The organism is Dysgonomonas sp. Marseille-P4677 (genome assembly GCF_016652235.1).
GTDB lineage: Bacteria > Bacteroidota > Bacteroidia > Bacteroidales > Dysgonomonadaceae > Dysgonomonas.
In genome coordinates, this window is the sequence record NZ_JAEPKU010000113.1 from 1 (window position 1) to 14,070 (window position 14,070).

Here is a 14,070-nt window from a genome sequence, read left to right on the forward strand (position 1 = left end):
ACTATTAGTAATATAGCTGTTAAGGAGCAGGCGAAATACAATCAGATAATGATGCTTAAGAACCGTAAGGGAGATATAACCCAAAATATTGAGTATGCACTTCCCGATGGGACAAAGGCCGATCTTTACTCTTTGAATAAAAAGTATACTATTCTCTATTTTTATAATCCGGACTGTCATGCTTGCAAAGAAATAATTGCTTATATGAAATCTTCTCTTTTAATAAATAAATTACTGGCATCTGGCATGTTGGATATACTGGCATTATATACGGATGAGGATTTGAGCCTATGGTATAAATATATACCACAAATACCACCTACGTGGAAAAATGCCTATGACAAGAAGGTAAAGAAAGAACAGTTGTATGACCTGAGAGCAATTCCTTGCCTTTATTTACTTGATATTAAAAAGAAAGTATTACTCAAAGATGCGGATGTTAATTTTATAGAAATCTTTTTACAAGATTCCCTCGGAAATATTGAAAAAGAAATGATTGATGATATATCTCCTGGTCGCTTGTGAACTCATATTGTGGATATGCATACTGGTCAGTATATGGAATGCTCCAATTGATACCGACTTATGGCCCGATTCTGATTAAGTAGTTCTACTCCCTAAAAGACATCCCATCTTCTTTCCCGAATAAGGATGATGGCGTCAGGAAGTGAGAAGGCTTTCCTTAACCAGGGCACCTATATGATCATCAACTATAAGAATATAAATAAACAGGAATATCTTCACCATTTTTTGAAAAAAAGAAAAAAGACAGAAAAATGAAAAAACGATCTAATAATGTTCCTAAGCTGAAAACGCTACTATTTGCTCTTGCGCTGCTACTGGTATGCAACAGAGTACAAGCTCAATTTTATTCGGCCAAGGTCGATGTGTTGGGGCTAGCTATGGGCACCTTTAATGTGGAAGGCTCTATGGCCATCAACTCCCAGTGGAGTCTCCACTTGCCGGTACAGTACAACCCCTGGACACTTTGGGACAACAAGAAATTCAAGAACATGACCGCACTCCCCGGCATCCGCTACTGGCAATCGGAAACCTATCAGGGGGGACTCTTTTTCGGAGCTAATGCCATTATCAGTCGTTACAATATCGGGGGTATCTTTGGAAGCAAATATCGTTACGACGGGATGGGCTACGGGATTGGCTTCTCAGCAGGATACAGCATCCCAGTCAAGAAACAGTGGAACATTGAGTTCGAACTGGGAGCCGGTGCCGTCTGGAGTAAGCGAAACAAATATTCTTGCATCCGTTGCGGAGAAAAAATCGGCAAAGAATCGGGTGTCTGGATGGTTCCAGACAAGGCAGCAGTAAGTATTGTTTATTTATTTTGATAATCTTAAGAAATGATAAAATATATCCTATATAGGACCAAGAACAAGCCCAAAGAAAAGAAAAGAAAAGGAGTGAGACCTATCACTTTATGGTATATACTGCCCGTTGCGACAGTTATCGTGTTAGGCTTCTTCTCCTGTAAGGGGGGCAAGGATTCATTGACCCGTCAGTTATTTCTACAAAGTAAACGCGCCAATGTGGAACTTCCCGAAAACAAGGTTGATTTCACAGGACGGGCACAGCTGTCGGAGAAAGTCAGCTACAGCCATGAGGATAATATATCAATGACCATCTACGAGCAGGATTCTATCCAAAAAGCCCGTAAGAACAGTCTGAATGAAGTACAACATCTCAGAGAAGTGACCGTAACAGCAAGGGCAAAACAGAAGTTTGCTCCCGAGAGGAATGGCAAGGTCAGTTTGGACTTTATGATCCGCGTCCCCAAAGAGCTATTGTCCGCCGACTGGCGGGTGAGTCTCTTGCCCAAGTTGCTGCATAACGACTCGGTCGTGCCTCTGGATCCGGTTGTACTTAAAGGCAAGCATTTTCTGGAAAAACAGAAAGCTGATTATAGGGCCTTTGTCGACTATGAGGCTTCTATTATCGCCCCTTCGGCTTACGACAGCCTGTTTCTGGACCGGAAGGGCATCGCCAAAGATATGCGCAGTCGTCAGGGGCATTACTGGGACCTGTACGACCGTCAGTTTAAAAGGGTTATCAAGTATCAGCGCTGGAAAGATATGATGCAGGATCGTTACAGCCACTACAATATGCAAAAGGACGGCAACCGTCTGAACCTATACCACAGCTATAGACGAAAGCAGTATGAAGAAACAATCGCTTTGCTGACTACTGGAGCCGATACGGCGGGCATTGCTAAAAAATATGCCCGTAAATTTGAGAGACGGGCAGGGCTGCTGCCCATGTACCACATGCAGCGCGAGTTGACAGAAAAAAACGTTCCCAGAAAATACCGGGACTTCTTTTTAAACGAGCCCAAGCCAGAGGATCTAAGCAATTACTCCACTACAGAGAAAGACTCAGTAGAGATTGCTAAGCACCGCTACTTTTTTAATCGAATTACCGAAAATGAGAATAAAGATCGGCGACGCCGAGAGATGGAAGAACGAATAATACCTTTACCTATGGAGGCTGATAATCGTCTGGACAGTATTATAAGTGGTGACAAGGATTTTTTGTATTACTATACCCTGAATTATCCCGTTACACCCGGCTTGGAGCAGATAGGTATTACCATGAGCGGGAAAGTGACCGCCACCGATCTCAGAGGATTTACCCTGCCTAACAGTGACACTTTACATTATGTCATATCCTCGCTAGTGCAGCTGGCGGATACTTCCCTAATTATCCGAAGAACCAGACTGTTTCGCAATATGTTCGATAAGATGACTATCTATCCGCAATTCAAGCCTAACAAAAGTGATTTTAAAGTTGGTAACAGCAAAGCTGGATACTCCAATAAACAAGTGGTGGATACCATAATGAGCCATTACCATAAATTGACCCGGGAGATGGGTTTACAGATGGATTCCCTGGAGATCACATCTTGGACATCGTTGGATGGCTCCTACGATACCAATTACAAACTATCACAAAAACGAGGGGAATCACTAGCAGCCTACTTACAAAATAATTATCTGGAAAATATCACTTACAATATCATAAAAGTGATTCCCAAAGGAGAAGACTGGCAGAGCTTTATCAACGAAGTGCATAAAAGAGACGATATTCCAAACAAGGATTTCATTTTAGATAAGATACAATGCACAGTACATCCCGATAAAACCGAAGAAGAGATCCATTGGGGCTATAAAGAAGACTATAAAATAATCCGTGAGGAAATTTATCCCAAGCTCAAACGAATGGATATCACCTTTAGTGTGAGTCGTCCGGGAATGGCAGCCAATGATTCCATCATACAGGAAGTAAAGGATGGTTATAAGGAAGGGCTCAAGCTACTTTTGAACCGTCAGTATTGGGAGGCATTGGAAATACTGAAAGATTATCCCGACTACAATACGGCACTTTGCCTAGCCTGTATGGGTTATAATGGAAGAGCGTACGACTTACTGCTTAAACTCGATGAATCAGATAACAATGAATACTTACTGGCCATAGTAACACAACGGATGGACAAGGACGAGGAAGCTGTACAGCATCTATTAAGGGCCATAGAACTGAACCCGCAGAAAGCTTATCGTAGTAACCTTGATTCGGAAATCATACAACTAGTGGCTAAATACAATTTGCAGTACAAAATCGATGAGATGAGTCAGGTGTTGGATAGAATCGAGACTATCGAACGAGAAGAACAGGAGCAAAGTATAGCTGCCGAACAGCAGTGCCCGGAAAATAACTTTTACAAATTACTCGAAAAATAAAACGGAAATTCTAGACAATCTATATGACTATAAACAAAGTATACCTCTTATTAATATTGTGGTGTTTATTTAATGGATTTCAAACTAATTAAAAGATATGAATAAGAGGCTGTTTGAGTATGACAAGTAAACCTCATTTGAAGAAATTAAAAACGATACTCATTGTCTTAAATCACACTATTAGTCTGTGATATGCCTATAAAACATCTACCTTCAGAGTATAGCTGATAGCTTTTATCATAAACTATACTCTGATACAAAGGTAAATTTTTGAAGAAAGGGGATGTCCTGATGTTTTTTGTGTGTTTGTACCTCTGAAATAATAAATGACAAGTACGCTTTGAATTATAAAGGAAAAGGGGACTTTTTTATTATTAACAATCTAAATTTTAAAAGAATAAACAAAAGTCTCATTTACACAACACACGAATTACAAGCTAATTGTATGAAATATGCCATAATTTTCAGTTGTTAACTGTCGTTTTTATACAACGGACATTAATAAGTGCATCCATTACTTTAGTTATACGTGATACACCAGGATTGTCCACATTATCCTTCTTACTTCTTAAATGACGTACCCAGGCATCGTTAGCAGTATTACGACTAGCCGACCAAAAATAAGCATGCTGCCAGTAATCACTACTTCCAGCACCACCGCCAGGAAAATGTCCGGTAAGGTAAGCATCGAAACCTCCTTGTACCGCAGTCTTGCTTGAGCCTTGTGGAGTAGCCGACCCTATTGGTGTTGTTGATTTCAGTGCTTTTCCATGGAAAGTTCCTCGCATACCAGTAGTATATCCTACCATTGGAGCAATAATATCGGCTACAGAACTGAACGTACTTGTTTTAAGTATCACCCCATTTTCCAGATTTAACCATTCCTGATCACTAGGTAAATGCCAACCTTCCGGACAAATACCTTGTATTAATACGTCGTTCTGATCTTGTCCTCCTTGATTATTCCCTGAACTATTTTGCATGCCGGTTGCAGCTGCCCAATTATACATTAGCCCCATATTACGATATTTTCCAGGATCAGGAGGAGTAGCAGTAGTTTGACCCGGATGATAGTATCGTGGTTCAGTAAAGCTGGATGTTCGTTCATACTTAATTGAATTTCCGTTAGGCATGGTCTTTGTTCGCATGCTTTCAGTAGTCCATACACCGTCGGTAAAGATTTTCACAGTCTCAGCAGTAATTTCTCCTGTGTCTTCCCAACTTGGAGTTGCCGAAGGATCACATTTGTAGCTACGCTGTAATTTATAAGTTCCGGACTTCAATTTGTACCCCACATAAAAGCGGGATGTATAATAATCATTATTTTCTACATCTAATACTTTTGGTGTTGGCCCCAGTTTATACTCTCCGTTTAAAGCGGCAGCTCGCCTGTCGGCAGGCCATAAATTTGCATCGAAATCGGCCTGAGACGGATCAGACTCCAAATATTGGAAACTTTGACTAAAAGGCTTTGTTAGATCCAGTACCTTTCGCTCCAAAGGAGCATTATGAGGCATTAAAGATTGCCATTCTACTCCGTCCCAGACATAAATACCCGGACAGATGCGATTGGTCGATGTTTCTACTCGATTGGTATTATACACCATGAGACCAATATGTTTAACCTTGTCCCAGTTGTCGTCGGTTGCATTACCGGCAATAGTTTGAGCTAAGCTTTCTCCTGTCGGAATTATACGATTTATTAATTTTACTCGAGGCATTCCCAAGCCTTTTGTTGAATTCTCATCTACTTCTTTTAGGTCAAGCAAAGAGCCTTTGTTCGGTTCCAGATTACTGCCTATCGTGACTTGTCCTGTTGCAGGCGTTGTCCATAATAGGGATGTAATAATAAGTAAGCTCGCTAAGTTTTGTCTAATCATTTTCATCGTTTGTTGTTTATTAATTCACCACATATCGACACTAATAGACTGTATATATGATATATACCAAAGAAAAACCAGATATATGTACGAAATTTTAGAACTTTTTTATAGAGTAATACAGAGTGATATCAAAAAAATCATAAATGCCCACATCAAAAAATATTTACAAGCTTCTCCCAAATATGGTCTATAATCAGGCGTAAAATGGTTATGATGATTAAGAAGCCAATCATAAAAATGAGATACCTCAAAAGTGCTCTAAATCGCCTCATTCTTGTATATATTTTTACAAATGCAATTCGATGAAGTTACCACTATGATTTTTTAGATTTAATTCTTTATTTATCGTGTATTTTAATATCTTCTATTCGAGCATATCTACCTTGAACAATACCTTTCTCATCTAATAGGTAGAAAGTAGGAGTTCCCATAATACCATAATTTGAGAAATCCTTTCCTACAAACCCTTTTAAATCACAATATTTAGTTTTCCAAGGTAGTTTCTCTGCATAGTGTTCAAACAGAGCTTTATCTACGTCGGAAGAAAGAGATATAACCTCATATCCAAGCGTCTGTAATTCTGGATATAATTCTGTTAATTTATTCATTTGAGATGTACAATTACCACATCCTGAGTCGTAGAAAGCTAGAATAGTTTTCTTCTTTGGTAATATGCCTTGTGACAATTGAGGAGCCTTAACACCCTTACTTAATTTAAAGAGAGAAAACAATAATTTAATCTTACCAGTTGGTTCAGTGATATGCCTACCATTAATAAGATATGAGGCCAGTTCTTCCTCATGATTATTCCATCCCATCGCTTGGCAAATAGAGAATAAATTATCAGCTAATTCTAAGTATATCCTATCACTCTTGGTTTTGCTCAGCAAGATGCTCATATCTTCTATAAAAGAACTATGAAAAGAAGCTTCCTTTTCATATATGGGTACTAAACTATTAAGTACTCCAAACCATAGCGCTGAAGTATAGAGACTATTGATATCCAACGAATCTCTCACATAGTTTCTAATGTAAGTCTGATGTTTTATATCAGCATAAGCCAAATGAGGTAACTCGTTGTTGTACAATGTGCGTAACTGGATGAGTCTTGCTGCATAAAGATTGCTTTGGGAGAGCATTTGCTCAAATTCTTGTTGCTCATCTTTCAATCGTTGCAGCTCCGAACTCAGTGACTCGTAAAAAGAGTCTTCTTTGCTGTGTACCCTTAATGTATTCTCTAAACTCACTATTTTTTCGATTCTTTTCTGTTGCTCATAAGCCCATCTATAAAACAGCGTATTTTCTTCTGAATTAATAAACTCTGTATTTTCCATCAATGATTCGTCTCCATCACACTTAATAGAAATATCCTCTCCTGCTACAATAAAATTAACAAAAGGACGATACCCCACTGTCAGAGTTATCAGCCCCCTATATCCCTTATACGATTCTGGTATCGAAATGTGCACCTTACCTTTATCGTCCAGCTCTCCATCATAGATAGTATCTCCTTTTACTCCATTGTTAAGTATAACTGATACTGGTCTGTAAGGGTGTCTAGGGAAATATGTATCTATAGTTTGAGCTGATAAAATACCGAGAGACGATAGCATAAGCACAAGTATCACTCCCAAAAAGATATTTTGTTTTTTCATCATATAATTTATTCCTGTTATTTTAATTTATAGAATCCTGTCATATTTAAAATATATGACAGGATTGAAATATTATAGTTATGAATCAAAAATTATTACTGATCAAGAATACATCTTACAGCTCTTCCTGATGCACGCCCGTATTCCCCAGATTTGAGAGAGACCATACTTCTACCATAGATAGCTACTCGAGCAGTTCCTGGTTCTTCTAAACCAATGTTACTAGTCCAATAGGCTGATTGAGTACCTACTTCCCAAGGTTCACCCCAAGTTTTTCGGTATCCATTTGCTGGTAAAAATAAGGAAGTTCCAATCATCACTCCCGATCCTCCAAAAACATTTCCGAGATCCCAAGAATTTATCCATCTAGTTACATTAGCTGTGGCCTGGTCTGGTCTTCCTCCAGCAGGACCTCCATAGATAGATTCCCAGTTAGCAGCAGAAGGCACCTTCCACCCAGCAGGACAAGGATCAGTAGGCCCTTTGAGTGGATTTAATGAAGTTGCAGTTCCATCACCCCATCGACCAAAAGGAGAATCCCCTTGTAACCAATCTTTATTGTCATTTTCAGTACCATCACCTCTTGCTGTTGCAAGAAAAGTACCTATAACCTGATATGGTGTAGTAGCATCTTTATCCATAGCCTGAAGCTGAATTGCCGTACTGGTTGACTTCTCATGTCCATCGCGTCTACGCCCCCATTGGAAGTAATCACCCATCAAAGCAGGGTTAGGGACTAATGGAGATAAAGTTTCATCTGTTCCTAGGTCATGACACATAAATACCAGCCAAATTCCTGCAGTTGTATTTGCTCCACAAGCACATCTACAATCTTTGAATACGATATTTAGCACTTTACTTCTTTCTGTACCATCAGCTACTGTATAAATAGCATATACTTTTACAATTTTCCCATCCTTGTCACCTAAAACAAGATTATCTATTTCCGGCTTAAATTTGAGATCAATCTTATATTCTACACCATTAACTAAAGCACCAGGAACATTGGTTATGGTAGATTGAGATCTATCCAAATATTTATTAACTTCTGGCTCTACAATCTCCCACCTCAGATTTTTGTTTCCTGTTCCCACATTCAAGAAAGAATAAGTATATTTTTTAGAAAAATCTGCTTTTAGACGTTCACTCTTCAGCCCACACGCCTCTGCCCCACTTTGATAATTACTTAGATTTACATCAAAACAAACCTGACCTTTAAGGACTCCCGCATCATCTACAACTATGTTACCAGGATCACCTGTAACAGTGATTGTAGCCACATTTGAAGTTATATATGATGGAGTTGAACCACATTGAGAAGTAATATCCACAGTGTATACACCTGCGTGAGTTTGCGTAGCTGATGCCACAGAATATGTTGATGATGTGGTGGTATTAGTGGCACCACTGATCACAACACCATCTCGCATCCAAGTATAGACAAACGGCCCCGTTCCTGATGGAGTTACAGTTAATGAAAAGCCAGTACCTTCCATTACTGTAGACCCTGGGACTATTGTTATACCAGTTTGAGTTAGTCCTGGAGGATTACATACTACTGGAGCAACAACTTGGATGTCAGTTGTCGCTACAACCCCTGTGCCACAAGCTTTATTCACTCCTTTACATGTTACTGTGTGAGTCCCTACAGCATTGACCTTAAGACTTACCCATGGGTCTGAAGTTTCTATTGTTGTGCCCCCTCCAACAAAGGAAGCATCAGTACTAGTACCTCCTAGGCCTGCGACAGTCCAAATATATGATGTAGCATGCATACTCGTTACACTAAACGAAACGGTACTATTTGGAGGTGTTGATGAGGGTGGATTGTGAAATTGCACACTAGGCAATACACCCAAGGCCAGCTCATGCGGTATAGAGTGCGCACTGATACAATTTGATGCACTTACTGCTTGTACTGTATATGATCCTGCTTGGCTAGCATTATACGTACTACCAGTAACTGATGGTAAAAGAGTTCCCTCATAATACCACTTATAGCTAGTAGCTCCGGAAGAGGAACCCGCTGTTAATACTACAGATTGACCTGTACAAACTTCAGTACTTCCTATTATACTAGGTACGGGTGGTGTATTACCCGAAACAGGTATTGATTTGTAAACTTCTGTTTCGCAATAGACATTGGCCATATCTGTTGCTACACAACGCAACGACATTACATTTGTCGTTACTTTATAAGTAAGAGTTAGCCCCTTTCCTATAAGAATATTTCCATCATACCATGAGATTTCTGCTGTAGAATAAGCAGGTTTATTTATTATATCAAATACAGCCTCTCCATCTTTACATAAAATAACTGTATTCAAAGGGCTTCCATTCACGAATACTACTGGTTCGGGTAATGCTGTAGCATTATTATTATAGGATACGGGAATGATAGTACTAGGCGAAGAAAAACATGTTCCACTTTTCATTACTGCATACCAGTCTCCGACATCCGAGGGACTCGATAAAGTAAGTGGGTTTTCAGTTCTAGTAGTTTCCTTTCCATCCTTAAACCAAACTAAACTTCCAAAAACAGATGGTACATTATGGGCTGTTAAGATTACTTTTCCATTTACACATATTACTCCATGATTTGTAACACTAACGCTTCCTACTCCGGGAGGTGCAGTAGTTCCACTCAGAGTAACTACCAATGGATCAGACGCATTACTTTCACAGCCAATAGCTCCCAGATAAAGTTTGTATGCACCACTTTTGGTTGCTACACAGTATCTCTTTCCTCTGTATTCTGTTATTTCTTCACCATCTACAGTCCAAATATATTTTCCTCCTCCGACAATAATAGGACTGACAACATGTAAATACACTGCTCCAGCAGCACACATATCCGTAGCATTTGCGGCAATGATTTGTTTGGGAGCTGAAGGCTGACAGATATCAGTACATGCATCCTGAACTAAAATAAATTCTTTATATTCTTCTGTGCATTTATTTGTGACACGTATGACAGCATTACGACTTGTTGCTGTCGTATTTCGTGCCACAGATACGACAAGTTCCTTTGTTGCAGGGTCAACTTTAACAGAAGTAAAACTTTCGCCAACTACAACAAGGAAATCAAAAGTTTGGCAGTTATCTGATGATTTAGCAAGAGTAGGTGCACTTGTTCCTCCTTCACAAGGGTAAGCTGTAGAGAAAATGTCTACTGTAAAAGTAATTTCAGCATCTCCCTTACAGAGGCTTACCCAACGTGTATTGTTCCAGTACTCGAAGCATTTTGTAGTTGTGTTAAAGATGGAAAGTCCTTGAGCCAAAGAATTGGATTTGAAAGCGACATCGGTTATAGCATTTCGTTCATCTGTTGATAGTTGAGGCAAACGCAATCCTCCTTCACTATTGGAAACAATCTCCAATACTGAAAACTTTTGAGGAGGAGTTCCATCTCCGATAGTCACCTGAGCTTTAACCCCTAGTGTAGTAATGAACAGAATAGTGAGTGTCAGAATCAATTTCCAACTTTTTATACCCTTTCTAGTTCGTGTAAAGTTTTTTTTCATAATGTACTTTAAGAATGTAATTTAAGTTTACGTTAATACATGAATTGGTTGTAAATTCCATATTAATAAAAATTATCTGATAAATTCATTTTCTATATAGATATGAAAACTACATTCATACCCTGTTTTCTCCATCTGCTAGTTCTTTAATATTAAATACTGACATAGAAAGCATTACCCCTTCAGTCAGGCTTCAAGACTTAGATTCTAGAACCTTATCTACAGGAATTTACTTTCCTTATTTTCAGCTAAAACTCTTACCTGCTAGTATACCCTTTCAGGCTGAGTACTTTTGCCTATTTTATTAAAATAAATCTTTTGCAAAGTCTTAACATTGTTATTTTATTCTGTGTTCCTAAAACAAAAACACTCAAATAATCCAAACAATATCTAGCTGATAAACCAAGGCAAAACTACAATAGCAGTATCTTTTTTCATTGTCATTTTAGCACAAATGACTCCCACAGGAGCACTCCATATTCTCATATCAGCACATAATCATATTACCCACGAAGATTTTCATTATTATCATCTGTAAAAACAAAAAACAAACTGATTTTCCTTTACTCAGTAATTAACTGTCAAATATTATCTGACAATCTACAAGAGATTATAAAACCAGAAACAAACGTAGCCTAATTTTAGATTGCAGTAATCAATAGGGCTTAAGCAGCAGAGACACCACCAACTAATATTCTCCCGAATTTATCTTTTATACGATCGATAGCATAATACACAACTCATCCGCATTTTCACTTCATTTAAACCTCAACTGACAACAGCATGGGATTTGATTAAGTTTCGAGCAACTCAATACTATTAATCAGCATTAACATATATACAAATTAATAACGCTCCTCATTTATCGGTTCAAATTTGACTTGATAAATGAGGAGTGATGCATACGAAACAATACTAATTTCAACAAAAAAAACTATTTTTTTAAACCTATAATCTTTGACTTCATTTTCTTCTGAGCCTTCCTAAATTCATTGGGAGTCATACCATATTCATTTTTAAAAAGTCTATAAAATGTTGATATAGAAGAGAATCCGGAATCATACACAATCACATTTACAGAAGTTGTTTCATCTGCAAGTAATTGTTTACGAGCGTGATCCAACCTGTAAAAATTTACATAATCAGAAAATGTATGACCTGTTGCTTCTTTAATTGCTTCGGTTATATAACGTCTATTAGTGTTCAATTCTTTTGCAATATACTCTCTTGTTAAATCCGGATTTATATACGCCGATCTATCCGTCATATAGCTCTCTATTTCTTCAAATAAAGTGTCGCACGTAGTTCTATCTTGATTTTCAGGAAAATTCATTTTTATCACATCGATATACTTATCAACTTCAGCATATTTTTTCACTAACAGCTGATTCTTCTCTTTAAGCTTTTTACTATTTCTAAAAACAATATATGTGATCAATATCAATAATATAGCAATAATTATTAAGGTTATATTCAATATTTTACTCTTAATTAATTGGGCATTACTTTTCTCTTGCTCAATTCGAGATTTCTCATCCTCATAACTCTTTGATAACTTCAGCATCTGCAAAGGCATATTAATCCTATAAATCGAATCTTTCGAGTTTGATATTTCCTTTTGTAAACTTAATGCATCCTCATACCTATTCAATCCTTCCAATACTTTCACTTTTAAATCTGCAGCTTCAACATACATATAATATAGTGGAAGTCTATTTTTGAAACTATCTAAAGCTTTATTTATATAATACAGGGCTTTATTATAATCCTTAAACAACAAGTAATACTCGCACATAATACCATTAGTCTCAGCTTCAATAATAGATCGATATTCATTCAAAGGCATCTGATCTAACTTATCCAAATATTTCTTCGCATTTATTGCATCGTTCTTTCGAACATAAATGCATGCGTAACGCACATAAAGGTGAAACTGATAAAAAAGGGCTATTTTATTTTTTAAAACATTGGGACCTAAAGCTTGTTGCATTTTCGAACATATTTTTAAAGCCTCTTCGTATTCATTCGTCTTTATATAGGAAAGCGCTAACACATCATACAGCAGGTACTCTGCATAAGGAATAGTCTGCTCCTTATATGTTGGTAAATCATTTATTGCTTTAATAGCAATCTCTTTAGCTAGGTCATAACGATCCGTCATGTAATAAATTTCTGTCAGAAGCATATATGCATCAAGGCTCTTTGCCCCTTCCATATATCTTTTCACATTATATAATCCCAGTTCATAATATCCATTATAAATATACGCTTTAGCAATAAGCTTATAAGATTCTTTCGGATTCTCCAGATTATATTTCTTATATATATCATTTGCCAAGTTTGCATAATGTATTACACTATCAATCTGAGTACTACCAATAAAAGCACTTGCTTTTAGAGTATAGCTGGAAGCCACATATTTCATATTTTTTTGCTTTATAGCCTCTTCCCTTAAAGCATCACTTGTTTCAATTTTTTTCTCGCGTGTCACATAAAGGTTGGACAATTCAACCATCAACGCCAGTTTTTCCTTTCCTCGTGAATGATCTATCTCATTTTTTAAGCTATCAATTTTTAGGTTCTGTGAAAATATCGATAAGTAGAAGGTTAGAAAAACAAAGGTCAATAAGCATCTCGCTTTTATCATATTCTATATAATTTGTAATTTTCGGAGTACGAAGATTACAAAATTATTAGAAACAAAAAACAACAACCTTAGTCTTTTTTACAGCATCTACTGGTAAAGTGCAGATATGAGAGTTAAAAAACATAAATAGAAATATAAAGTGCCGAATCAGGAATTAGCAACATTATACATGCTACGATTAGTGTCGAAATGAGAAACCAAAAATTAAATATACATACATCTGTGGTTGTAATAAGATCTCAAACAACACACATTTCAGATATTGCTTAAGACAAAGAACCAACAAAAAACAGAATGGCCTTAAATACGATCCAAGTTAATGAACATTACTTTGTAGGACAAAAAATAGGAAAAAGCTTTTTTCGAAAATATACAAAAAAACCTTAAGTTTAGTAAATTCCTTAATTATTCATAAATACTTCGTTCAAATTTATCCAGCATTTCAGAACAAGCTTCAATTACATCAAAAGCATAAAGGTTTATAAAGTCTGATTTACAACTCGTGTTTCTCTTGATTTTCCTTTAGCTTTGTGATTCTCCATACCCAAAGTTCGGCTTTGATGTCTTTGGGAATATAAAAGCTTGCAGCTTCACCTAGAATAGTTATTC

At 37.3% G+C, this 14,070-nt stretch carries 7 protein-coding genes; 3 read left to right on the forward strand and 4 right to left on the reverse strand.

The window, feature by feature from the left end:
* The 3 genes from JGH11_RS15500 to JGH11_RS15510 form a co-directional block, all read left to right on the forward strand.
* A partial coding sequence (locus tag JGH11_RS15500; RefSeq protein ID WP_201113329.1) for a thioredoxin family protein occupies positions 1–525 on the forward strand: 525 nt, incomplete at its 5' end.
* Between the two features lie 251 nt (positions 526–776).
* Positions 777–1,349 carry a DUF3575 domain-containing protein gene (locus JGH11_RS15505; RefSeq protein ID WP_201113330.1) on the forward strand — a complete coding sequence of 191 codons (573 nt, stop codon included), beginning with the start codon at positions 777–779 and terminating at the stop codon, positions 1,347–1,349.
* 12 nt (positions 1,350–1,361) lie between these two features.
* On the forward strand, positions 1,362–3,752 hold the full coding sequence (locus tag JGH11_RS15510; protein WP_201113331.1) for a hypothetical protein: 2,391 nt from the start codon (positions 1,362–1,364) through the stop codon (positions 3,750–3,752).
* Between the two features lie 464 nt (positions 3,753–4,216).
* On the opposite strand, the gene JGH11_RS15515 is transcribed toward JGH11_RS15510, so the two are convergent.
* The 4 genes from JGH11_RS15515 to JGH11_RS15530 form a co-directional block, all read right to left on the reverse strand.
* A complete protein-coding gene (locus JGH11_RS15515; protein ID WP_201113332.1) occupies positions 4,217–5,638 on the reverse strand; it encodes an FISUMP domain-containing protein in 1,422 nt (473 codons plus the stop codon).
* A gap of 335 nt (positions 5,639–5,973) precedes the next feature.
* Positions 5,974–7,293, reverse strand: a complete 1,320-nt coding sequence (locus tag JGH11_RS15520) for a peroxiredoxin (RefSeq protein ID WP_201113333.1) — start codon at positions 7,291–7,293, stop codon at positions 5,974–5,976.
* Between the two features lie 92 nt (positions 7,294–7,385).
* Positions 7,386–10,814: a hypothetical protein gene (locus JGH11_RS15525; protein WP_201113334.1), complete on the reverse strand. Its 3,429-nt coding sequence runs from the start codon at positions 10,812–10,814 to the stop codon at positions 7,386–7,388.
* Between the two features lie 934 nt (positions 10,815–11,748).
* Entirely contained in the window at positions 11,749–13,461 is a 1,713-nt protein-coding gene (locus tag JGH11_RS15530) for a helix-turn-helix domain-containing protein (RefSeq protein WP_201113335.1), read from the reverse strand.
* Between the last annotated feature and the right edge of the window lie 609 nt (positions 13,462–14,070).